Origin of the sequence: Delftia sp. DT-2 (assembly GCF_028401915.1) — a bacterium.
Taxonomy (GTDB): Bacteria; Pseudomonadota; Gammaproteobacteria; order Burkholderiales; family Burkholderiaceae_C; genus Comamonas; species Comamonas tsuruhatensis.
Genome location: NZ_JAQOTI010000002.1, coordinates 104,556 through 127,145, shown reverse-complemented (window position 1 = coordinate 127,145; position 22,590 = coordinate 104,556). Strand labels below are relative to the sequence as shown.

The window sequence follows — 22,590 nt, the reverse complement described above, 5'->3', positions numbered from 1 at the left end:
GTACGCTGCGGGTTTGGCTGGCGATTGAGTCCTAAACTTTCGGGAACCTCGACCATGAAAATTGCGATCCTGGACCGTGACGGAACGCTCAACCAGATCGGTGAGGAGGGCTTCATCGGCTCGGCCGAGGCCTGGAAGGCCCAGCGCGGTGCGCTGGAAGCCGTGGCGCGCCTGAACCGGGCGGGCTGGCATGTGGTGGTCGCCACCAACCAGCCGGGCCTGGGCCGGGGCCTGTTCGACGTGACCGAGCTCAATGCCGTGCACGCGCGCATGCACCGCGAAATGGCGGCGGCAGGCGCGCGCGTCGATGCGGTTTTCTACTGCCCCCATGCCCCGGACGAGGAATGCCATTGCCGCAAGCCCGGCACGGCGCTGTTCGAGCAGATTGCCGAGCGCTTCGGCGTCGAGGGGCATCAGCTGTGGGTGGTCGGCTCCTGCGTGGCCCACCTGCAGGCCGGCGCCGCCATGGGCGCGCGCCTGCACCTGGTCTGCACGGGCGCCAGCGCCGGAGTGTCTCTGGACGGCGAACTTCCGCCCGGATTGCCTGCCGGCACCCGGCGCCATGCCAGCTTGGCCGCGCTGGCCGATGCGCTGGTTCCGGCAGATGCCGCACCCGCTCCCTGAACGCCTGAACGCCCGAATGGCGCTTTGCCCATGCGCCGCCGGCCTGCCGTCCTGCGCACAATGCTATCTTTGTGAATTCCGATTCCTGAGGGCGCAAGGCCCGGGCCTGCCGCCCGGCCCCTGCGCCGCTTTCTGCACCACACTGCCGCCATGTCCCTGATCCGCTCCACCCTCCACATGCTCTGGATGGGCATCACCGTGATCCCCTACACCCTGGCCGTGCTGCTCACGCGCTGGCTGGGCGGCGGGCCGCGCCGCGTCTATGCCGTGGCGCGCGCCTGGCTCAAGCTGTCGGTGGACAGCGCCCGCGTGATCATGGGCGTGCGCCACCGCGTGCAGGGCATGGAGAACCTGCCCACCGATCCCAAGCAGGGCGTGGTGCTGCTGGTCAAGCACCAATCCACCTACGAAACCTTCCTCATGCCGGCGATCATGCCGCGCCCGCTGGCCTATGTGTTCAAGAAGGAACTGCTCATGGTGCCCTTCTTCGGCTGGTCCATCGGCAGCATGGACATGATCCATATCGACCGAAAGCACGGCTCGCGCGCATTCCACAAGGTCGTGGAGCAGGGCCGGCGCCTGCTGGCCCAGGGCACCTGGGTCATCATGTTCCCCGAAGGCACGCGCATCCCGCGCGGCGAACGCGGCGAGTACAAGACCGGCGCCACGCGCCTGGCCATCATGACCGGCGTGCCCGTGGTGCCCATTGCCGTCACCTCGGCCAAGTGCTGGCCGCGCAAGGCCTTCATCAAGACCCCGGGCGTGGTCGATGTCTCCATAGGCAAGCCCATCCCTTCCGTGGGCCGCAAGCACGAGGAGCTGATGGTGGAAGTCGAAAACTGGATCGAATCCGAGATGCAGCGCCTCGACCCCGAGGCCTACCGCGCCTGAGGCAGGAGTCGGCATGGCGGACACGGCACAGCGTTCCTGGGACTGGTTGGTGCCGCCCGCCGTGGAAAGACAGGACGGCGGGCTGAGGCCGCGCCGTGAGCGATCCGCTCAACCCGAAGCGCCGCAGGCTTTGCCTGCACCTGCACCCACCCCGCCCGCCGGCTCCGTGCACAGTTCCTTCGTTCATCCGCAAGCCAACCAGCAGGCGGTTCTCCAGGGGCAGGTGCTGCACTATCGGTTGCAGCGGTCGCGCCGGCGCACCATAGGCTTCACCATCGGCACGCAGGGGCTGGTGGTCAGCGCGCCCGCATGGGTGAGCATGACGGCCATCGGGCAGGCACTGGATGCGAAGTCGGGCTGGATACTGCGCAAGCTCCAGGAGGCCGGGCAGCGCCAGCGGGCCCAGCAGTCGGCACGCATCCGGTGGGAGCACGGCGGCCAGATCGACTATCTGGGGCGCCCCCTGGCACTGCTTCTCACCGGTGGCGAAGCCCAGCCGCTGCGCACCCGCCAGGTCCACCGCGAACAGGCGGCCGACGGCAGCCAGTCCCTGCACCTGCCCCTGGCGCCAGACGCATCGGCTGCCGAGGTGCGTGCCTGCGTGCAGGCCTGGATGCTGCGCGAGGCCCGCTCCTGGTTCACGGCCAGCCTGCAGCGCCATGCGCCGCTGCTGGGCGTGCAATGGACCAGCCTGCGCCTGACCAGCGCGCGCACGCGCTGGGGCAGCGCCAACACTGCAGGGACCATCCGCCTGAACTGGCGGCTCATGCAGCACACGCCCGAGGTCATCGACTACGTGGTCGTGCACGAGCTGTCCCACCTGCGCCACATGGACCACAGCCCGCGCTTCTGGGCCACGGTGGCCAGCGTGATGCCGGGCTGGGAGGCGCAGCGCCAGGTGCTGCGCGACAGGCTGCTGCCGCCCTGGGAATAGGCGATCCGGGCACCGGCGAGGCGGCGCCAGTCGGGCTGGACGGTTATTCTTGCCGGGCACACAACCGCGTCCTATCAAGAAAGCCAATCCATGTCCGCAAGCGCTCCCGTTCCCGCAGCCATTCCCCTGACCGTCCAGCCCGCACAGGGCTATGCAGGCGACATTCCTCCCGAACTCGCCTGGCAATGGCTGCAATCCGGCGAAGCCGTGCTGGTGGACGTGCGCACCGATGCCGAGCGCGAGTGGGTGGGCCGCGTACCCGGCGCCGTGGCCGTGGCCTGGAAGCAGTGGCCGTCCATGGCGATGAACCCCGATTTCGACAGCCAGCTGCGCGCCGCCGTGCCTGAAGGCGGCAAGGTGGTCCTGCTGTGCCGCAGCGGCGTGCGCTCGGTGGCCGCCGCCCAGCGCGCGGCGCAACTGGGCATCGAGGCCTACAACATCCTCGAAGGTTTCGAGGGCGATGTGGACGCCAACGGCCAGCGCGGCCATGTCGGCGGCTGGCGCCTGCGCGGCCTGCCCTGGCGCCAGTAGTCAGCGCAGGCCGAACTCCCGCAGCACGGCCTGCGTGTGTTCGCCCAGCGCGGGCGGCACCAGGGCCTGGGCATCCGTCGCATGCGTCTGTCCCGGCAGGCGCGGCAGGGGCAGGCCTGGCCAGGCACAGTGGTCGGGCGTGCGCTGGAACAGGTCAGCCGATTGGGGATCGTCCAGCAGTTCAAAGGGGTGGCGCACGCGTCCGAACAGGATGTCGTTGTGCTTGAACAGCCGCTCCCAATGGGCCAGTGGCTGGTGCAGCAGGGCCTGCGCCAGCCGGGCAGACAGGTGCTGCGCCTGCGGCAGCCGGCCCGCGCTGCTGCGCAGGGCCGGGTCCTGCAGCCAATCGTCAAAACCCATGGTCTTGCACAGGCGGGCGAACATGGCGTCGTCCAGCATGCTGAGGTAGAGCATGCCATCGGCCACGGGGAACAGGCCCGTGGGCGCGTTGAAGGGCGAGGCCTTCGCGCCGGGAAACAGGGCGCCTTCAATGACCAGGTAGGACTGCAGGGCCGCGCAGACCTGCAGCATGGACAGTTCCAGGTGCTGGCCCCGGCCCGTGCGTGCAACCCGCAACAGCGCTGCCGTGGCGCATTGGGCGGCATACAGGGCCGTGGCCAGGTCGGCCAGCAGCAGGCCGATGCGGCGGGGCTGGCCCGTGGCCGGGTCGCGGTTGGTGTGCATCAGGCCGCCGTAGGCCTGCATGGTCGTGTCCAGCGCCGGCAGGCCGGCCATCGGCCCCTCGCTGCCATAGCCGGAGATGGACACATAGACCAGGCGCGGGTTGCCTGCGGCCAGTTGCACGGGATCAGCGCCCATGCGGGCCGCCACGCCGGGTCGGAAATTCTGCAGCACCACGTCGGCATGCAAGGCCAGCGCCTGCAGCGCCGCGCGCCCTTCGGGCGCACGCGTGTCCAGCACCACGCTGTGCTTGCCGGCGTTGCAGGCCACCGAGATGGCGGTCTGGCCATCACGGCTTTTGCCCATCTGGCGGCTCCAGTCGCCCCCGGGCGGTTCGATCTTGATCACCCGCGCGCCCTGCTGGCGCAGCAGCAGTCCGCAATAGGGGCCGGCCACGCCCTGGCTGATGTCGAGGACGGTGATGCCGGCCAGCAGTGGCTCATCGTCGAATGGGTGGGGAGTCGAAGACATCAGAAATCCAGGATGACCTTGCCCACGGCGCGGCGGGACATGGTGGTGTCCAGTGCCTGCTGCCACTGCGGCAAGGGAAAGTGCATGGTGCGCGGCGCCGCAATGGCTCCGCTGGCGATGGCCTGCGTGATCTGCCCGACCAGGGCCTGCACGGCCGGTGCGTGGACAGCACGCTCGTCGGTCAGTCCCCAGCCGATATAGCGGCCGTAGTTGAAGCCCAGCACGCCCAGGTTCTTCACCAGCAGCAGGTTGGCGGGAATCTGCGGAATGCGCCCGCTGGCAAAGCCCATGGCCAGCAGGCGGCCTCCGGGCGCCATGCAGCGCAGGGAGGCGTCGGTCAGGTCGCCGCCCACGGGGTCGAAGACCACCTGGACCCCGCCTCCGGGGCACAGCGCCTTCACGGCCACGGGCAGCGCCACGGCGTCGGATGGCAGCGCATGGGCGGCGCCATGGGCCAGCGCTGCCGAGCGTTTTTCCCCGGTGCTGGCCGTGGCGATGACCTGCGCGCCCAGGTGGCTGGCGATCTGCACGGCCGCCATGCCCAGGCCGCCGCTGGCTCCGTGCACGAGCACGCTTTCACCGGCCTGCAGCCGGGCTGCCCACTGCAGTGCCGACCAGGAGGTGGCATAGGTGATGGGCAGGGCGGCCGCTGCGCACAGCGGGACGGCATCGGGCAGGGCATAGACGGTGTGGGCCGAAGCCACCGCTTCCTGCGCCAGCGCGCCCCAGTCCAAGGCCGCAATGACACGCTGGCCCGTGCGCAGGTCCGGGCGCAACTGGCGGACATCGGGGGCGACCTCCATGATTTCACCCGCCACCTCGGTGCCCGGCGTGAAGGGCAGGGGCGGGCGGCGCTGGTAGGTGCCGGCGACGAACAGGCTCAACGCAAAGCCTATGCCAGCATGGCGTACACGGATGCGGACTTGGCCGGGTGCCAGCGCGGGCCGCTGCAGTGCCTGCAGTTCCAGTTCATTCCAGTGGCCCCAGTGGGTGCAGACCAGGGCTTGGTAGTGTTTGTCGGGCATTTCTACTCCAGCCGGATGTCGAGCTCGCGCACCAGTTGCGCCCATTTGGCCTGGTCGGTGCGCAGCGTGGCGGCAAAGGCCTGGGGCGTGCTGCCCACAGGCTCCAGGTTCAGGTCATGCAGGCGCTGCACGATGGCGGGCTGCCGCACCAAGTGCGCAATTTCGCGTGAGAGTTGCGTCGTGATGGCCTCCGGTGTGCCGGCTGGAAACAGCAGTCCCATCCACGCGTCGGGCTCGAAGCCCTGGTAGCCCAGCTCCAGGAAGGTGGGCACTCGTGGCAGCAGGGCCGAGCGCCGGGCCCCGGTGATGGCCACGGGCACGATGCGGCCCGCCTGCAGCAGCGGCATGGCCGTGCCCACGGCGATCAGTCCGATGGGAATGTGGCCTGCCGCCAGATCGTTGCCCAGGGGGACGCCGCCCTTGTAGGGCGTATGCGCCATCTTCAGCCTGGCCTGGCGCTTGAGCAGCTCGCCCAGGATGTGCCCCGTGGTTCCTACGCCGTAGGAGCCGTAGGCGTACCTGTCCGGCTCCGCTGCCACGGCCTGTACCAGGGAGGCCAGGCTGCGGTGCGGAAAGTCCGCCGAGACGGCCAGGATGACCGAGGATTTTGCGACCAGGCTCACGGCCTCGAAGTCGGCAATCGGGTCGTATCCGACCTGCGCATAGAGGGCCGGGTTTTGCACATGGGCAGTGAAGGTCAGCAAGGCGGTGTGCCCATCGGCAGGTGCCCGTGCCACCAGCTTGGTGCCTGTGGTAGTGCCAGCGCCCGGACGGTTGTCTATGACCACCGGCTGGCCCCAGCGCTCGGTCAGGCCCTGGCCCAGCAGGCGCGCCACGGCATCGTTGACATTGCCTGCCACCGACGGCACGACGATGGTGATGGGTCTGCGCGGATAGCGGGAAGGTCCGTCCGGCCCGTCCGGCGCGGCCGCCATGGCCGCCGGGGCCAGCAGCCCCGCTCCAGCGCACAGACCGAATCGGCGGCGTGTCATGGCTGCCCCATCGCATGGGGGCTGCGCTCTTTGCAAGGGTTGCCGCATGTCTGTCTCCTGTGGATTGGGAAGGGTCTGGCACGGCTGGCGACAAAAACCAGTCTAGGTATCCCCCTGGTGCGCCGGTATTCCCATGTGGAAACTTGGAATGCCTGCCGGGCATGCGGGAATGCGCGCGGGCCATTCGTGGAGGGATACCGCATGCGCATCGATGACCTGGAGTTGTTTGTGGCCGTGGCCGAGCACGGCAGCCAGCAACGGGCGGCCGAGTCCAGGGGACTCACCCAGTCGGCACTGTCCAAGGCCATGGCGCGGCTGGAGGACGAGGCTGGCCTGGCCCTGTTCGAGCGCGCGGCCAAGGGGCTGGCCCTGACCCGCACGGGCACCGGCATGCTTGCGCATGCGCGCGGCGTGCTGCAGTCCATGCAGGCCTTGCGCAGCGCGCTGGACGATCAGCGCGCCAGCCATGCCGGCCAAGTGCGCCTGGGCTCCATTCCCTACCTGATGCCGTCGCTGGTCTCGCCGCTGCTGGCGCGCTTCTTCGTACAGCGCCCGCTGGCCACCTTTTCAATAGAAACCCATCTGAGCGCGCACCTCATGACCCTCCTGCGCAAGGGCCACATCGACCTGGCCCTGGTGGCCGTGCCGGCGCAGATTCCTGCGGATGTGGAGTGCCTGCCGCTGGGGCCCATGCGCATGCAGATCGTGGCGCGCGAGGGCCATCCAAGGCTTCGCCGATTGCGCGGCTGGCCGGATCTGGTGGGCGAGCGCTGGGCCATGCCGGCCGCCTCGCTGTACCTGCGGCAATGGCTGGATGAGAAGTTCGCCCTGGCCGGGCTGACACCGCCGCGTGTGGCAGTGGAAAGCACGGCCTCGCCCGTGGCCTTTGCCCAGCTGCTGCGTCAGTCGGACCTGCTCGGCCTGATGCTGTCGCGTGCCTTGCAGCAGCCCGAGGGCCAGTGCCTGGTGGCCCTGTGCGGTGAAGGCATGGCCTGGAGCCATGAGCTGGCCGTCTGCTGGCGTGCAGGCGCCAGGTTGTCGCCGCTGTGCCTGGATTTCCGCGATGCGGTCACGCAGTGGTGCGGCGAGCACGGCGTTTGACAAGGGGTTTCAGCACTCCGGCTCCGCAAAACCCAGTGCCACCGCCCGGGCGGCCACCATGTCCACCAGGGCCTGGGCCGGCCCTGACAGCGTGGCCTGCGAGCGCATGGCCAGCAGCAGCCGGCGCCGGGTGTTGAGCGCGCCCAGCGGGCGCAGCCGCAGTGCCCGCGCTGCCAGGTGCGGCGCAGTGGCGGCGCGCGGCAGGATGGCAAGGCCCAGACCCACCGAGACCATGTGGCACATGGCGTCGAAGCTGCGCACCTGGATGCGGATCCGCACGGGGCGGTTGATGGATTCGGCCTCGGCCGCAATGCGCCGCATCAGCGAGGTGGAGCGGGCCAGGCTCACGAAGTCGTGGTCCAGCACGGTGGCCAGGGGCACGGGGGAGGCGTCGTCCGTATCCAGCGCATGGCCGCGCGGCATGACGAGCACCAGCTCGTCCACATCGCAGACCTGGGTGCTCAGGCCTTCCAGGGGCGTGTTCTCCCCGATGATGGCCAGCTCGGCCACGCCGCTGAGCACGGCGCGCACGGACTCCTCGCTGAGCGCGTCCTCCAGGTCCACCGACACACCCGGGTGGGCCGCCATGAAGTCGGCCAGCAGCCGGGGCAGAAAGCCTGCGAACGCCGAGTTGTTGGCCCACAGGCGCAACTGGCCCGTGGCGCCGCTGCGAAAGTCGTCCATGGCCAGGGCCAGGTGCTCCAGCCGGGCCACCACATCCACCGCATGGTGGTACATGCTCTGGCCGGCAGGCGTGGGCGTCACGCCGCGCTTGCTGCGCACCAGCAGGGTCACGCCGCAGTGCTGCTCCAGCTCGGCCACGCGCTTGCTGGCGGCTGCCAGTGACAGCCCCAGCGTGCGCGAGCCGGCCGTCAGGCTGCCGGCATCGACCACGGCCACATACAGGCGCAGTGTCAGCAGATCGAAGCGGTGGAGGTTGATCATTCCCATCCTCCACCAGAGACGAAGGATGGATCAACGAGATACGGCTGTTCGACCGCGAGCAGGCCCGCAAGAATGCGCCGGTACAAAGAGAACATGGAGACAAGCATGAATCGACGCATTGTGCTGCAGGCCGCCGGCCTGGCAGCAGCCGCCCTGCTGGGCGCAGGAACCGTCCAGGCCCAGGCCTTTCCAGCCAAGTCCATCACCCTCGTGGTCCCCAATCCGCCCGGAGGCGTGGTGGACACGGCGGCACGCCTGGCGTCCGATCCGATGTCGCGCCTGCTGGGGCAGTCGGTCGTGGTGGACAACCGGGGCGGGGCCAGCGGCAACATTGCCTACCAGATGGTGGCCAGGGCACCCAAGGACGGCTACACGCTGCTGGCTTCGTATTCGGCCTACCACGTGGGCAATCCGGCGCTGTTTCCCAAGCTGCCCTGGGCCCAGTCCGAGCTGGTGCCCGTGGGACTGATCGTGGCCGCCACCAATGTGATCGCCGTCCATCCTTCGGTGCCGGCGAACAGTCTGCAGGAATTCATTGCCTACCTGCGCAAGAACCCGGGCAAGGTCAACTATGCGTCGCAGGGCAATGGCTCGCTGTCGCACGTGGGCACGGCCGTGTTCGCCCAGGTGACCCAGACCCAGATCACGCATGTGCCCTACAAGGGGTCCGGCCCGGCCATCCAGGACGTGCTGGGCGGCCAGGTGCAGATGTTCATCACCACGCCGCCTTCGGTGCTGGGCCATGTGCAGACGGGCAAGCTCAGGGCCCTGGCCGTGACCAGCAAGACGCGCCACCCCATGCTGCCCGATGTGCCCACCACGGCCGAAGCGGGCCTGCCGGGCTTCGAGCTGGAGGCCTGGGTCGGCCTGTTCGCGCCTGCGGGCACACCGCCCGACGCCATCGCCAGGCTGTCGGACGCGCTCAAGACCTCCCTGGAGTCGCCTGACGTGCAAAAGCGCGCGGCCCTGCAGGGCGTGGAGCCGCGATTCCTCGGCCCGCAGGCGCTGGCCGCCCTGGTCCAGCGCGAGACGGACCACTGGGGCAAGGTCATCAAGGCCAACCACATCACGATGGATTGACATGACAGCCAAAACCCATTTCCGTATCGGGCAGATCGTGCCCAGCTCCAACACTACGATGGAGACCGAGATCCCTGCCATCCTGCGTGCCCGCGAGGCCCTGGCGCCCGAGCGTTTCACCTTTCACTCCAGCCGCATGCGCATGAAGCATGTGACCAAGGAGGAGCTGGCCGCCATGGACGGCGACAGCGACCGCTGCGCGCTGGAACTGTCGGATGCGCGTGTCGATGTGCTCGGCTATGCCTGCCTGGTGGCCATCATGAGCATGGGGCGCGGCTACCACCGGGTCTCCGAGGCGCGCCTGCACCAGCGCACCGTGGACAACGGCGGCCCCGCGCCTGTGGTCACCAGCGCCGGCGCCCTGGTCGATGGCCTGCACGCCATCGGCGCGAAGAAGGTGGCGCTGCTGGCGCCCTATATGAAGCCGCTGACGCAGCTGGTCATCGACTACATAGAGAACGAAGGCATCGAAGTGGTGGACAGCATCTCGCTGGAGATTGCCGAAAACCTGCAGGTGGGCGCCCAGGATGCGCGCGCACCCATCGAGATCACGCGGCGCCTGAACACGGCCAATGCCGACGCGGTCATCGCCTCGGCCTGCGTGCAGATGCCCTCGCTGGCCTCGGTGCAGCCCATCGAGGACCGCGTGGGCCTGCCGGTACTGTCTTCCTCGGTGGCCACGACGTTCATGATGCTCAAGCGCCTGGGCTTGCCGACAGCCGTTCCGGGGTTCGGTGCGCTGTTGAGCGGTAAATACTGAATCTTTCCTTGAGAAAGGCCGCTATTGCGGCCTTTCTCGGAGCGGGGTAGGTCTAATTCGCGGCATCCAGAACTGGCATGAGCCAGGTCAGAGACACCGAGCAAGGGCCGCCCCGCCGCGAGGGTGTCGTCCCCCTCAGGGGGAAGCGGCGACGCCGCTCAGGGGGCTTAGATTGCCGGAATGCGCAGCTTCTGGCCGGGGTAGATCTTGTCGGGGTGGCTCAGCATGGGCTTGTTGGCCTCGAAGATCACCGGGTACTTGTTGGCATCGCCATAGAACTTCTTGGCAATGGCCGACAGCGTGTCGCCGCGCACCACGTCGTGGTACTGGGCTTCGGGCTCGGGGTTGGTCACCGTCATCTGGTTGTCCACGGACTGCACGCTGGAGACGTTGCCGCAGCACAGCGTCACCTTTTCCTTGGCCGCCTGGGTAGGTGCCGTGCCCAGCACCGTGACCTTGCCCTGCGAGCCGTCGAACTGCACCTTCACGTCACTGACGCCCAGGTTCTGCGTGCCGATATAGGTCTCGATGGCCTTGGCCGCCTTGGCATTCAGGTCTTGCGCAGGCTCGGCTGCCTGTGCGGCGCTGCCGCCGAACAGCTTTTCGCCGGCTTCCTTGATGAAACTGAAAAGTCCCATGGGTGACTCCTGTTGGTGGGTGGAAAAACGGAAAGGCCAATGTAACGCCTAACAGTGGCAGCGCGCGCTGCCGGGCAGGAGCGCTCCCGGATTTTTGACATTTGCGCCATTCTTGCGTTCACGTCCTCACTCAGTTGTCGTCCATGGCTGACGCTATCCTCCGGAAAACTCCGATAATCCCGCCCATGACTTTTTTGGCCATAGACATCGGCAACACCCGCTTGAAATGGGCGATGTACGACGCGCATCGGCCTGGCGCTGCCCTGTTGGCGCACGGCGCCGAGTTCCTTGAGCACATCGAGCACCTGGCCGAAGGGCCGTGGAGCGACCTGCCCACGCCCACGCGCATGCTGGGCTGCGTGGTGGCTGGCGACACGGCGCGACGGCGCGTGCACGACCAGATCGACATGATGCTGGGCTGGGATTTCGAGCCGCAGTGGGCCGTGCCCAGCGCAGCCGAGGCCGGCGTCACCAATGGCTACGATTTTCCGTCGCGCCTGGGCGCAGACCGCTGGGTGGCCATGATCGGTGCGCGCCAGCACATCCTGCAGCGCGGCCCCGAGCGGCCCCTGATCGTGGTCATGGTCGGCACGGCCGTCACCGTGGACGCGCTGGACCAGCATGGCCACTTCATGGGCGGGCTGATTCTTCCGGGCCACGGCATCATGCTGCGCGCCCTGGAAAGCGGCACGGCCGGCCTGCATGTGCCCACGGGCGCGGTCACGCCATTTCCCACCAACACCAGCGACGCCCTGACCAGCGGCGGCACCTACGCCATCGCCGGTGCCGTGGAGCGCATGTACCAGCATCTCTACATGCACTGCAGCATGGAGCCTGCCTGCGTCATGGCCGGCGGCGCCGGCTGGAAGATGGTGCCCAGCATGACGCGGCCTTTCGAACTGGTGGACAACCTCATCTTCGAGGGGCTGCTGGTCATGGCCCAGCGCCGCTGGGGTGATGCCAGCGGCCTGCCCGCAGAGGCGGTGAAGGCGGCTTGAAGCCGCCTTGAACCACCTGACAACGCCTGAAACCGCCTGAGGCCACTTTTCATCGTGCAGCGCAGCATCGCGCCGCACGATTGAGCGCGTAACAGTTGATGACGGGAAGGCGGCGCCCCCTGGGTGTCGCATGCTATGCCTTTGGCGGGGGATGCGGCGACAGTGGATAATCCGCGGCAATGTCTTCCACCAATCACCTCATGGAACCGATTGCCGCTGTCGAAGCCCCGATCAAGGGGCGGCTGGGCGAACGCCTCCTTTCCGCCGGCAAGCTGAACGAGCGCGATCTGCAAAACGCCCTGCAGGCGCAGCAGGAGTTGGGCGGCTACCTGGGCCAGGTGCTGGTACAGCTGGGTGTGGTGGCGGAAACCGACGTGGCCCAGGCGCTGGCCGAGCAGCTGCAGATGCGCTGGCTGCGTGCGGAAGAGTTTCCCGACCTGCTGCCCGACGTGCCGGGCCTGCTGGCCAGTTTTCTGGATGCGCAGTGCGTCTGCCCGATTTCGCTGCAGGACGGCGTGCTCGAAGTGGCCATGTCCGTGCCGCAGGACCCCTTCATCACCAAGGCGCTGCGCCTGGCCACGGGGCTGCAGATCAAGCCCGTGCTGGCGCTGGAGGCCGACATCCGCAAGGCACTGTCCGAAGCAGGCCAGGAACCCGAAGGGGAAGAAGGCCAGGACTGGGAATCGGACGCCACGGGTGGCGACTTCGTCGAACATCTGAAGGACCTGGCCAGCGAGGCGCCCGTCATCCGCCTGGTCACAGGCATCATTTCCCGCGCCATCGAGCTGCACGCCTCCGACATCCACCTCGAGCCCTTTGAAGCCGGCCTGCAGGTGCGCTACCGCATGGACGGCGTGATCCACGCGGCCGAACTCGTGCCGCCGCGCCTGAGCGCGGCCGTCGGCTCGCGCGTCAAGCTGCTGGCCCATCTGGACATTGCCGAGCGCCGCCTGCCGCAGGACGGCCGCATCAAGACCCGCGCCAAGGGCCGCGAACTGGACCTGCGCGTCTCCACCGCCCCCACGGTGCATGGCGAGAGCATCGTCATGCGGGTGCTGGACCGCGCCAGCGTGAGGTTGCGCCTGGAAAGCATGGGCTTCGAGGCGGACACGCTCGAGAAATTCAACACGCTGCTGGCCAAGCCGCACGGCATTGTGCTGGTCACGGGCCCCACGGGCTCTGGCAAGACCACCACGCTGTATGCAGCCCTGTCCAAGATCGACGCGGTTTCCAACAAGATCATCACCGTCGAGGACCCGGTCGAATACCAGCTCGACGGCATCAACCAGATCCAGGTCCATCCCCAGATCGACCTGACCTTCGCCAACGCCCTGCGCTCCATCCTGCGCCAGGACCCGGACATCATCATGATCGGCGAAATGCGTGACGGAGAAACCGCGCAGATCGCCGTGCAGTCCGCCCTGACAGGTCACCTGGTGCTGTCCACGCTGCACACCAACACCGCCGCAGGCGCCGTCACCCGCATGCGCGACATGGGGGTGGAGAGCTACCTGATCACCTCCTCGGTCAACGGCGTGCTGGCCCAGCGGCTGGTGCGCACGCTGTGCTCGCGCTGCAAGCAGCCCGACACACTGCCGACGGCCGCCATCGAGGGCAGCGGCCTCAAGCGCTTTCTGCGCGAGGGCTCGCCCATCTACCGCGCCGTCGGCTGCGAGCACTGCCGCGGCACGGGCTACAAGGGGCGTACCGGCATCCACGAACTCATGGTCATCGACGAGCCGCTGCGCCGCGCCATCATCGAAGGCCAGGATGCCAACGCCCTGCATGCCATGGCCGCCAAGAGCGGCATGCTGAGCCTCTATGACGACGGCCTGCGCAAGGTGGCTTCGGGCGTCACCACGCTCGACGAAGTGCTGCGCGTGACCCAGGACCAGAGCGATGCCTGATTACAGCTGGGAGGCCGTGGACAGCCGCGGTCAGATGGTCAAGGGCACTTTTTCCGCTGCGGCCGTGGCCGAGGTGGTGGTGCACCTGCGCAAGAGCCGCCTGTCGCCCATCAAGGTCGAGGAAGCCGCAAGCCTGGGCAATGTGCCGCTGGCGGCGCGTGCGCTCAAGAAAGGCCGCATCAAGGCCGACGACATCCAGGGCATGACCACGGAACTGGCCATCATGATGCGTGCCGGCCTGTCGCTGGACAATGCGCTCAAGGTCCTGGTGGAGATGAGCCACAAGGTGCAGATGCAGGCCATGCTCCAGTCCGTGCTCGACAGCGTCAAGGCCGGCATGCCGCTGAGCCAGGCGCTGGGCAAGCACCATGACCTGTTCGGCGACTTCTATATCAACATGGTGCGCTCGGGCGAGGCCAGCGGCCAGATGTCGGGCGTGCTCAACCGGCTGGTGGAACACATGGCGCGCCAGCGTGCCCTGCGCGACAGCGTGGTCTCGGCCACCATCTATCCGGCCATCCTGCTGGGCGTGGCCGTGCTGTCCCTGGTGGCCATGCTGGGCTTCGTGGTCCCGCAGTTCGAGCAACTCTTCAACGACATGGGCGACGCGCTGCCCCTTCCCACGCAGTTCGTGATGGGGTTGGGCCATGCGTTTCGCAGCTACGGCTGGGCGGTGTTCATCGTGCTGGGCGCGCTGGGCTGGGCCTTTTCCCGCTGGGTCAAGAGCCCCAAGGGCCGCCAGACTTGGCAATCGTGGCTGCTGGGCCTGCCGGGCCTGGGTGGCGTGGTGCGCAAGTACCAGCTCACCTTGTTCAGCCGATCGCTGGGCACGCTGCTGGGCAACGGCGTCACGCTGCTGACCGCACTGCGCATTGCCAGCGACACGGTCTCCAACGTCGCCATCCGCGAGCGCCTGGAAAAAATGGGTCCCATGGTCAAGGAAGGCCATCGCATGGCCCATGCTGCCCAGAAAACCGGAGAATTCGAGCCCCTGGCCCTGAATCTGGTGCGGGTGGGCGAGGAAACCGGCCGCCTGGGCGACATGATGCTGGAGCTGTCCAACATATTGAACCGCGAGGTCGAAAACGCGATCAAACGCCTCCTGACCATGCTGGAGCCGGCGCTGATCCTGGTCCTCGGTATCCTTATCGCCTCCATCATCGTGTCGATCCTGCTCGGAATCCTGTCCGTCAACGATCTGGCCGTCTGATGAATCTGAATTGTCTGAAAGGTATGTAGAAGATGATGCGCATGCAAAAGCAACTGTCCTCCCGCGCCCGCAAGCGTGGCTTCACGCTGATCGAACTGCTGGTCGTGCTGGCCATCCTGACCCTGCTGGCCGGCCTGGTCGGCCCCAAGGTGCTGAATCAGTTGGGCGGAGCCAAGACCAAGACGGCCGGCGTGCAGATTGCCGACATCGAAAAGGCGCTGGAGTTGTACAAGCTCGACGTGGGCCGCTACCCCACCTCGCAGCAGGGCCTGGATGCGCTGGTCAAGCAGCCTGCGGGTGCAGCAGGCTGGGCTGGCCCCTACCTCAAGGGTGGCGTGCCCAACGACCCCTGGAACAATCCCTACCGCTACACCTATCCGGCGGCCAACGGCGATGTGGAAATCCTCTCGCTGGGCGCGGACGGCGCTCCTGGTGGCGAGGGTGAGGCCGCCGACGTGCGCAACACCAAGTAACGCGTTGCGCAACACCCTCTCAGCAGCAGCCGTTGCCGTACCGTCTCGCCAAGGATGAGTCTTGAAGCGCGCCCAGGGTTTTACGCTGATCGAGTTGCTGGTGGTGTTCGCCATTCTTGGCGCCATCATCGGCATCGTGCCGCCTGCCATGGGCAAGCTGCGCGATGCCGTGGACTACCGGCAGACGGTCCAGGACGTGACGGCCCTGCTGCGCAAGGCGCGCCAGCAGGCCGCGATGCAGGGCATGCCCGTGACCTTTGCGGTCAATACGAACAGCCGCCAGTACGGCATCGCCGGGCAGGCCCCGGCCAGGCTGCCGGACAGCCTGACCGTGCAACTGACCACGGCGGCGGGTATGGCCCTGCCCGACGGCAGCCAGACCATCATCTTCCTGCCGGAGGGCGGTGCCACGGGGGGCAGCATCTCTCTGGCTCGCGCGCAAAGCGGCGGCGGCGTGCGCCTGCGCGTTGACTGGCTGTCCGGCCAGGTCACCAAAGAGGCACTGTAGTGCGTCGGCGCACCGGTTTCCGCCCCAGGGTGCGGGGCATGACCCTGCTGGAGCTGCTGGTGGCGCTATCCATCATGGCCCTCTCACTGGCCCTTATCTACCGTGCAGTCGGCGGATCCGCAAGGGGCGTTGCCAAGCTGGAGCAGAGCCAGGGCGTGGCCATGCTGGCAGATTCGCTGATGGATGCATTTCCCATGGTCGATCCCGGAGGCACGCAGGTTTCTGGGCAGGACGGTGCCTATGCATGGCAGGTGGCATCGGCTCCTTTTCCCGTGGCCGATCTGCCCGAGACCGCTGTTCCACTGCACGCCTTGCGCATCACCATCTCCACCGAAGGGCGCAACTGGGTCTTCGAGACCCTGCGCCCACAGCGCCCGTTGCAGCAGGGCGAGGTAGCCCGATGAGCCGGCATAGCCGTTTGCCGGCAGGGCAAGGAGGTTTCACCCTGGTCGAGTTGTTGGTGGTCATGGCCTTGCTGTCCCTGCTCATGCTGGGACTGGCCTCGGCCATGTCCACGGTTTCACAGACGCAGGAGCGTGTCGATGCGCGGCTGGACCGCATGGACCACCAGCGCGTGTCCGTCGCGTTCCTGCGTTCCGTCCTGGGCCAGGCCTCTGCCATACGGCGGCAGGCGGGTCTGCGCAAGCAGGGCGAGAGCGAACTGTTCTTCGAAGGCGGCCCACAAGGTATGCGCTGGCTGGGTATCATGCCCGCGCGCTTCGGCATGGGTGGCCGAACCCACTTCCAGCTCTCGGTCGAGGGGGATGCTCTGGTGTTGCGCTTCGCGCCCTGGCAGGGGCCCGATGTCATGCCCGACTGGGGGCAGAGCCAGTCCTATGTGATTGATCGCGGTGTCACGGCTTTTGCCTTGCGTTACCAGAATGCCAAGCTGGGCGTGGCACATTGGCAGCCGCAATGGGGACCCGAGAAAGACAATGAAAAGGAGCTGCCATCCGCTGTGCAGATCGAGTTGCAGGCGGCGTCGGGTGTGTGGCCCATGATGGTCATCGCCATGCGCACACCGGTTGGATCGAACCCTCGAAGCGTTCTGATGCCTTCGTTCGGTGGAGGTCAGCAATGATGTCGCGCGTCAGACGGCGGGCGGCCATGGCAAGGGGCGATCAGGGCATGGCGCTGGTGCTGGTGCTCTGGATTGTCGCTGCACTGGCCATTTTTGCCAGCAGCCTGGGCGGGGTCGTCCGCCAGGAGGCTGCGGTTGGAGGGGTGACCCGCAACATGGCCGAAGGCCGGGCCGTGGGTGAGGCGGCGATTTACCTGACTTTGCAGCGCATGGCGGCCAGCCCGACAAACCTGAAGGCCTTTGAATCGGTGACGGTTCCGGTCGCGGGACGGATAATCCCGGTCGAAGTCATACCCTGGAGTGGCCTGGTCAACATCAACAATGCGCCGCCTGCCCTGCTGGCACTGGTGCTGTCCCGGTTTTCGGGACTCGGAAGCGGGCAGGCGGAAGCGATGGCCCAGGCCATTGTCCAGACCCGCGAGGAGATGAGGCGGCGCTCTATAAGAGTGCCTTTCGAAACCACTGAAGACCTGCTGCAGGTGCCCGGTATGACCTATGCCATCTACGCACCTCTGCGCCATTTCGTCGTCGCGGATTCAGATGGGCGCCCGGGCGTCAACCTCGAAGCATCGCCCCTGGCACTGAGGGCGGTGCTGGAGACGGCGGACGTGGGTGGGATTCGCCAGGCGCAGTCCAGTTCGCGGTACACCGTGATAGCGCGCGTTCCTTTTGATGCAGCGGGGGCGGTGCTGGTCATGCGCCAGGTGGACGTGCGCCAGCAGCGGCCTATGGGGCAATTGCCGTGGACGGATTTCTCTTCCATGCAGGTATGGCAAGGACGTATGTAGTGGGTGCCCCGTGGCGATGTACAGGGCAGCGCGCTGCAATTGCTAGAAGGATTCGTCGTGATGAGACAGTTTTTTTGTAGGAAATGGCAGGCTTCATGGGATTGATGACCTCCGACGCCAAGCTTTTTGGATTGGACCTGTCGGCGCTGGGGCGCCAATGGCAGGAAGCATGGCCGCAGATGATGGATTGGCCGGTGCTCCGCCGCCTCATGCCCGCCTCTGGGATCGAGGTGCTGGGCCACAAGGCAGGTGCGTGGGTGCGTGCAGGCCGCTGGCTGAGCTGGCAGGAGCCGGGGCAGGGCAGCTCCGTCCCCGCTGGCGTGGCGGTGCTCGTGGATGAAGGCAATGTCCTGTCACGCAGCCTTCGCCTGCCTGCCATGCCGCCCGCCTCACTGCAGGGGGCGGTTGCGCTGGACGTGCAGACCATGTCCCCGTTTTCCGCGCTGGACACCGTCTGCGGTTACGTCCGGCGCAAGGCCCCCGACGCGGCGCATGGCGCTATTCCGTCGCAGGGTCCGGTCGATGTGGTGATCGTCTCGCGTGCTCACATCGACGGGCTTCTGAAGGCGTTCGCCGACCATCCGGCCTTGGCCAAGGGCGCCGAGCCCGAGGTCTGGGCGATGAGCGCATCGGGTATCCCGGTCATGCTTGACGGCTTCGGCGAGCAGCAGCGCCTGAAAAAAGAAGCATGGCGCTGGCGCTGGCTGATGCTGGGCCTGGGCGCCGTGCTGGCCCTGGCTCTGGCGATCGCTGCCACGCCCTCTTTGCAACTGCGGTTTCGCGCGCTGGATGCCCAGCGGCAGTTCACCCAGCTTTCACGTTCTGTCTCGGAGGTCGTGGCTGCCCGGCAGGGTCTGGCGGAAGGGGGGCAGGATGTGGCCACCTTGCTGGACCGCCAGCGCCAGCAACTCGACCACCTGCGTGTCCTGTCCGCGTTGACGGCCACCTTGCCCGACGACACCGCTGTGCAGCGCATTCAATTCAAGGGAAACAAGCTCACGGTGCTGGGGTTGAGCGGCAATGTGTCGCACGCTGTGGACCTGCTCTCCAAGGTGCCGGGGTTCGTCGATGTGCAACTGCCCAGTGCCGTCACGCGGGCCGCAGGGACCAGCAAGGACAGTTTTGTCCTGGAGGCCGTGATCGACCCCAAGGTGTTTGGCTCCCATGCTCTGCCTGACGAGCCGGCCACGCCGGCGGAAGGCACCTCTGCGGAGCCTGGTATTGCCTCTGTGCCCCCGGCTGCCAAGGAGGGCCAATGAAAATCGCGATACCTGCCCCCCTGGCACGCCAGTTGCTGCTGCTGGGCGCGCTCGTTTTGCTGGTGCTCGTTCCTGTGAGCCTGGCTGGACTCTGGATCCATGGCCGGCATCAGGCCGCGCAGGAAGCCCTTGATACGCTGGCGCCCCGGTATGCGCGGCTGCTGGGAATGCGCGACCAGGAAGATGAAATCCGCCAGGCCCTGGTCCAGGTGGCGGAAATCAAGGCCAAGCATGTCTATCCCGGAGAGCTGGATGCGACCCAGACCGGCAATGGCATGCAGCAGAGGTTGCGCACCATGCTCGATGCGGCGGGCCTGTCGGTGGTCAGCAGCCAGGTCAAGCCGGTGACCGACGATGGCGCCTATGAACGCATCAGCGTGGCCATGACGGCCGAGGGCGCATGGTCCGCCATCCAGTTGGCGCTGGTGGCTCTCAAGGACCTCTCTCCCACCGTATGGCTCGACGATCTGGAAATCAGCCTGCAGGGCAGCCTGCTGAGCAATGATCCCAAGGCCGTACCCAAGCTCAGCGCGCAATTCACGTTCAGCATTCTCCGGAGCAAAATCTCGTGAGGCGGCCTAATTTACCGGTCTGGGGCATTGCAGGCACCCAGCTCATACTGTGCGCAGGGCTGGCTGCCCTGTGGCTGACGCCCGAGCTTCAACTTCGGAACACGACCTGGCAACCGCCAGGAGTGCAGCGAGGCGATATCCAGGCCATGGTTCCCCAGTCTCCGTCCGGGTCTGCCCCCCGCCAGGATGACCGGCAACTCCTGCAGATGCAGGAGCGTCCGCTGTTCGCCATGACACGCCGCCCGCCGCCGCCGCCGCCACCACCGCCGCCACCTGCCAAGGAGCCCGAGCCCGACCGCCTGGCCAATGCCCAGGTGCTGGGCTCGTTCGCGGGCAAGGTGACGGGCATCATCCTGCGCGTCGACGGCAAGGAGCAGCGTCTGATGGTGAACCAGAGCCTCAATGGCTGGAAGCTCATCCGGGTGGATGGACGTGAGGTTGAGCTGGAGCGTGAAGGCAGCCGGCGCACGCTCACCATCGCCAGATCCAGTATGGACAAGGGAGCCGCTCCACGGCCGGGATCCCCTGCCCAGGCGAACTCCGCGCCGGAAGAGCCGCAGTTCCCGCTGCCCGCCGGGCTGACCCGAAGCGGCCAGGGAGCGCCTGTGCCGTCGTTCGGCAGCAGTGGCCCTGCCGTTGCCAAGCCGCAGAAATGAAAGAGATCGGTCAGAAAATCATGAAATTCCACTACCGTCCCGTCCAAACCGTATTGGCCGTCGCTGTATGCCAGTTGTTGCTGGCGTGCGCGCAACCGGCCCAGAAGAGCTTCGTCAGCCACTTCGGCACCGGCCACACCCAGGAATATTTCTTCACTGAGCCGGAGGAGGAAAAGAAATCCGACTCCAAAGCGGACGAAGGCCGCCAGCCCCGCATCATGGAAGGGACGGGCAGGCTGATCGGCGAGCCCAAGGCGCTGCCTCCTGTCTCCGGCGCGCCGGTCAAGCTCAGTTTCGAAGATGCTCCGCTCGCGCAAGTGGTCCGTACCGTGCTGGGCGACATCCTGTCGCTGGACTATGTGCTGCATCCGCCCATTGCAGGCACCGTCACGCTGAGCACGCAAAAGGAAGTTCCCGCCGACCAGGCGCTGAACCTTCTCGAGACGGCCTTGCAGGCCAATGGCATGGCCATGGTCCGCGACGCGCGAGGGACCTACCATGTGGGTCGTGTCGATGCGCTCAAGAGCATCGGCGCAACGGTGCGCCAGGCAGTGGTCGACAAACCGCTTGCGCCTGGGTATGGGACCATCATCGTTCCGCTTCAGTACATTGGCGCCAACGAGATGGCGTCCATCCTGCGCCCCATGGTGCCGGGTGATGCCATCGTGCGCGTGGACAATGTCCGCAACCTGCTGGTCATGGTGGGGTCGCGCGCCCAGGCCGAAGGCTGGCTGGAGATGGTGCGCACCTTTGACGTGAACCTGCTGGAGGGCATGTCGGTGGGCGTGTTCCCGCTCAAGTATGTGACCATCCAGGAAGTCAATGCTGCTCTGCAATTGATGAGCGGCGGGGGCGCTGCTGCCCAGGCGGCAGCACCGGCTGCAGGCGCGGCGGGCACGGCCGGCGCCGCTCGGCCGGGGGGGGCTGCGGCCGCAGCCGCACCCAATGCTGCAACCGCCCTGGGCGAAGGCAACCCGCTGTTTGGCGCATTGCGCATCATGCCCATCGAGCGGCTCAACAGCATTTTGGTGATCACGCCCCGCGCTGCCTACCTCGAGGAAGCACGCCGCTGGATCGCCAAGCTGGATCAGCCCGGTTCGGGCGGCGCGCAGCCCCAACTGAACATCTATCACGTACAGAACGGCAATGCCAAGCATCTGGCGGGCGTCCTGTCGGGCATCTTTGGCGGATCGGGTGGTGGCTCATCAACCAACAGCGGCGTGGCGCCGGGGCTGGGGACCTCCATGGGGAACAGCGGTTTCGGCAACAGCGGCTTCGGCAACAGCGGCTTCGGCAACAGCGGTTTCGGCAACAGCGGCTTCGGCAACAGCGGTTTCGGCAACAGCGGCTTCGGCAACAGCGGCTTCGGCAACAGCGGTTTCGGTAGCAGTGGCCTTGGCAACAGTGGCTTCGGCAACAACCAGCAGCGCCTGGGGCAAACCGGTGTAGGCGGTCAGGGCGGCGGCACGGCCAGCATCGGCAACATCCGCGTCATGGCCGACGAACTCAACAACTCCGTGCTGGTCTGGGGAACACCGGCAGAATTCGAGCGCATCGAGGTAACACTCAAGAAGCTGGACCTGCCTCCAACCCAGGTGCTGATCGAGGCCAGCATCGTCGAGGTGACGCTCAATGATGGACTGCAATTCGGTTTGCAATGGTCCTTCAATGGTGGATTGCATAACAGCAATGCCGACGGCACCGGTACGCTGCGCACAGCGGATAGCACGACATCCGACCTTGGTGAGGCCCTGGGCATGGGCTTCAACTACACGGTGAGGTCTTCTGCCAGCAGGGTGCGGGCTACGCTCAACGCGCTGTCGACCAAAACTAATGTGAAGGTGGTGGCAAGCCCTTCCCTCATGGTGCTGGACAACCACACGGCCGCCATCGCCGTGGGCACGCAGCAGCCCTATCGGTCCGGCGAGACCTCCACTAGCGCGACGGTGGGCACTACCACGACCAATTCTTATCAGTACAAGGACACGGGCGTCAACCTGCAGGTTACGCCTTCGGTCAATGCCGGCAACCTTGTCACCATGACGGTCAACCAGCAGGTCATTGACGTGGGTAGCGAGGACAAGATTACCAAGCAAACTGCCTTCCTGCAGCGCCAACTCTCCAGCCGAGTGTCTGTTCGCTCCGGCGAATCCATTGTCATGGGCGGCCTGATCCAGGAGACGAATACCAATAGCCGCAATGGCGTGCCGTTCCTGCACGACTTGCCCGTGGTCGGCAACCTGTTCGGCTCAACCTCCAACTCCGGGCGGCGCACCGAGCTGCTGGTCATCATCACACCGCGCGTAGTCCGCTCCGATGTCGATATCCGCAGCGTCAGCGATGATCTGCGCGATCAGATGCGTGCCCTGGTCCCGCTGCTCAAGACGCCGGAGCCCGCCGGGTCCAAGGCGGAGGTGGAGATCGGTCCCCTGTCGTCGAGCAGTGTGCGCTGAGGCCGGAACCAA

Annotated in this window: 24 protein-coding genes; 19 read left to right on the top strand and 5 right to left on the bottom strand. The window is 66.8% G+C overall.

The features are described from left to right. The first annotated feature begins 54 nt into the window (after positions 1 to 54). From PO605_RS03110 to PO605_RS03095, 4 genes are all read left to right on the top strand, one after another. Positions 55 to 624 carry a D-glycero-alpha-D-manno-heptose-1,7-bisphosphate 7-phosphatase gene (locus tag PO605_RS03110; RefSeq protein ID WP_047473165.1) on the top strand — a complete coding sequence of 190 codons (570 nt, stop codon included), beginning with the start codon at positions 55 to 57 and terminating at the stop codon, positions 622 to 624. Positions 625 to 774: 150 nt separating this feature from the next. After that, positions 775 to 1,515 carry a lysophospholipid acyltransferase family protein gene (locus PO605_RS03105; protein ID WP_016446474.1) on the top strand — a complete coding sequence of 247 codons (741 nt, stop codon included), beginning with the start codon at positions 775 to 777 and terminating at the stop codon, positions 1,513 to 1,515. A 13-nt stretch (positions 1,516 to 1,528) separates the two neighbouring features. Continuing rightward, complete coding sequence (locus tag PO605_RS03100; protein WP_047473168.1) at positions 1,529 to 2,449, top strand: M48 family metallopeptidase; 921 nt, start codon at positions 1,529 to 1,531, stop codon at positions 2,447 to 2,449. 90 nt (positions 2,450 to 2,539) lie between these two features. Further along, the gene (locus PO605_RS03095; protein WP_047473170.1) at positions 2,540 to 2,980 is read left to right on the top strand and encodes a rhodanese-like domain-containing protein; all 441 of its coding nucleotides are present in this window, start codon (positions 2,540 to 2,542) and stop codon (positions 2,978 to 2,980) included. Here the strand turns inward: PO605_RS03095 and PO605_RS03090 are convergent, their stop codons facing one another. From PO605_RS03090 to PO605_RS03080, 3 genes are read right to left on the bottom strand one after another with little or no spacing between them, the layout of a single operon-like run. Then, positions 2,981 to 4,132 (bottom strand): CaiB/BaiF CoA transferase family protein, encoded by a 1,152-nt coding sequence (locus PO605_RS03090; RefSeq protein WP_047473171.1) that lies wholly within the window; start codon positions 4,130 to 4,132, stop codon positions 2,981 to 2,983. After that, a complete protein-coding gene (locus PO605_RS03085) occupies positions 4,132 to 5,157 on the bottom strand; it encodes an NADPH:quinone oxidoreductase family protein (RefSeq protein ID WP_047473173.1) in 1,026 nt (341 codons plus the stop codon). The genes PO605_RS03090 and PO605_RS03085 overlap by 1 nt, the downstream gene beginning before the upstream one ends. Positions 5,158 to 5,159: 2 nt before the next feature. After that, positions 5,160 to 6,149, bottom strand: a complete 990-nt coding sequence (locus tag PO605_RS03080) for a tripartite tricarboxylate transporter substrate binding protein (protein ID WP_334313797.1) — start codon at positions 6,147 to 6,149, stop codon at positions 5,160 to 5,162. 201 nt (positions 6,150 to 6,350) lie between these two features. Between PO605_RS03080 and PO605_RS03075 the strand changes: the two genes are divergently transcribed. Beyond that, positions 6,351 to 7,250: a LysR family transcriptional regulator gene (locus PO605_RS03075; RefSeq protein ID WP_082001581.1), complete on the top strand. Its 900-nt coding sequence runs from the start codon at positions 6,351 to 6,353 to the stop codon at positions 7,248 to 7,250. Between the two features lie 9 nt (positions 7,251 to 7,259). On the opposite strand, the gene PO605_RS03070 is transcribed toward PO605_RS03075, so the two are convergent. Beyond that, positions 7,260 to 8,195 carry a LysR family transcriptional regulator gene (locus PO605_RS03070; protein ID WP_272206047.1) on the bottom strand — a complete coding sequence of 312 codons (936 nt, stop codon included), beginning with the start codon at positions 8,193 to 8,195 and terminating at the stop codon, positions 7,260 to 7,262. 105 nt (positions 8,196 to 8,300) lie between these two features. Between PO605_RS03070 and PO605_RS03065 the strand changes: the two genes are divergently transcribed. Together PO605_RS03065 and PO605_RS03060 are read left to right on the top strand one after the other, a co-directional pair. Continuing rightward, positions 8,301 to 9,275: a Bug family tripartite tricarboxylate transporter substrate binding protein gene (locus PO605_RS03065; protein WP_016446471.1), complete on the top strand. Its 975-nt coding sequence runs from the start codon at positions 8,301 to 8,303 to the stop codon at positions 9,273 to 9,275. A 1-nt stretch (position 9,276) separates the two neighbouring features. After that, entirely contained in the window at positions 9,277 to 10,035 is a 759-nt protein-coding gene (locus PO605_RS03060; RefSeq protein ID WP_047469289.1) for a maleate cis-trans isomerase family protein, read from the top strand. 167 nt (positions 10,036 to 10,202) lie between these two features. Here PO605_RS03060 and lysM read toward each other — a convergent pair whose 3' ends face one another. Continuing rightward, entirely contained in the window at positions 10,203 to 10,673 is a 471-nt protein-coding gene (gene lysM, locus PO605_RS03055; protein ID WP_016446469.1) for a peptidoglycan-binding protein LysM, read from the bottom strand. Positions 10,674 to 10,858: 185 nt separating this feature from the next. On the opposite strand from lysM, the gene PO605_RS03050 reads away from it, so the two are divergent. The 12 genes from PO605_RS03050 to gspD all read left to right on the top strand — a co-directional run bounded on the left by PO605_RS03050 (position 10,859) and on the right by gspD (position 22,578). Beyond that, positions 10,859 to 11,671 (top strand): type III pantothenate kinase, encoded by an 813-nt coding sequence (locus tag PO605_RS03050; RefSeq protein ID WP_016446468.1) that lies wholly within the window; start codon positions 10,859 to 10,861, stop codon positions 11,669 to 11,671. 200 nt (positions 11,672 to 11,871) lie between these two features. Next, a complete protein-coding gene (gene gspE, locus PO605_RS03045; protein ID WP_016446467.1) occupies positions 11,872 to 13,578 on the top strand; it encodes a type II secretion system ATPase GspE in 1,707 nt (568 codons plus the stop codon). Further along, entirely contained in the window at positions 13,571 to 14,788 is a 1,218-nt protein-coding gene (locus tag PO605_RS03040; protein ID WP_047469286.1) for a type II secretion system F family protein, read from the top strand. Before gspE ends, PO605_RS03040 begins: the two co-directional genes overlap by 8 nt. A gap of 32 nt (positions 14,789 to 14,820) precedes the next feature. After that, complete coding sequence (gene gspG / locus PO605_RS03035; protein ID WP_047469284.1) at positions 14,821 to 15,261, top strand: type II secretion system major pseudopilin GspG; 441 nt, start codon at positions 14,821 to 14,823, stop codon at positions 15,259 to 15,261. Positions 15,262 to 15,322: 61 nt separating this feature from the next. Beyond that, the gene (locus PO605_RS03030; RefSeq protein ID WP_047469281.1) at positions 15,323 to 15,769 is read left to right on the top strand and encodes a GspH/FimT family pseudopilin; all 447 of its coding nucleotides are present in this window, start codon (positions 15,323 to 15,325) and stop codon (positions 15,767 to 15,769) included. Next, positions 15,769 to 16,173 (top strand): type II secretion system protein, encoded by a 405-nt coding sequence (locus PO605_RS03025; protein WP_231574349.1) that lies wholly within the window; start codon positions 15,769 to 15,771, stop codon positions 16,171 to 16,173. The genes PO605_RS03030 and PO605_RS03025 overlap by 1 nt, the downstream gene beginning before the upstream one ends. Continuing rightward, entirely contained in the window at positions 16,170 to 16,850 is a 681-nt protein-coding gene (locus tag PO605_RS03020; RefSeq protein ID WP_047469273.1) for a prepilin-type N-terminal cleavage/methylation domain-containing protein, read from the top strand. The genes PO605_RS03025 and PO605_RS03020 overlap by 4 nt, the downstream gene beginning before the upstream one ends. After that, entirely contained in the window at positions 16,847 to 17,638 is a 792-nt protein-coding gene (locus PO605_RS03015; protein WP_047469271.1) for a general secretion pathway protein GspK, read from the top strand. Before PO605_RS03020 ends, PO605_RS03015 begins: the two co-directional genes overlap by 4 nt. 95 nt (positions 17,639 to 17,733) lie before the next feature. Continuing rightward, complete coding sequence (locus PO605_RS03010; RefSeq protein WP_223275137.1) at positions 17,734 to 18,897, top strand: PilN domain-containing protein; 1,164 nt, start codon at positions 17,734 to 17,736, stop codon at positions 18,895 to 18,897. Next, entirely contained in the window at positions 18,894 to 19,469 is a 576-nt protein-coding gene (gene gspM / locus PO605_RS03005) for a type II secretion system protein GspM (protein WP_047469265.1), read from the top strand. The genes PO605_RS03010 and gspM overlap by 4 nt, the downstream gene beginning before the upstream one ends. 146 nt (positions 19,470 to 19,615) lie before the next feature. Then, positions 19,616 to 20,125, top strand: a complete 510-nt coding sequence (locus tag PO605_RS03000; RefSeq protein ID WP_016451827.1) for a hypothetical protein — start codon at positions 19,616 to 19,618, stop codon at positions 20,123 to 20,125. Then, on the top strand, positions 20,122 to 22,578 hold the full coding sequence (gene gspD, locus PO605_RS02995; protein ID WP_272206043.1) for a type II secretion system secretin GspD: 2,457 nt from the start codon (positions 20,122 to 20,124) through the stop codon (positions 22,576 to 22,578). Before PO605_RS03000 ends, gspD begins: the two co-directional genes overlap by 4 nt. Positions 22,579 to 22,590 lie beyond the last annotated feature (12 nt).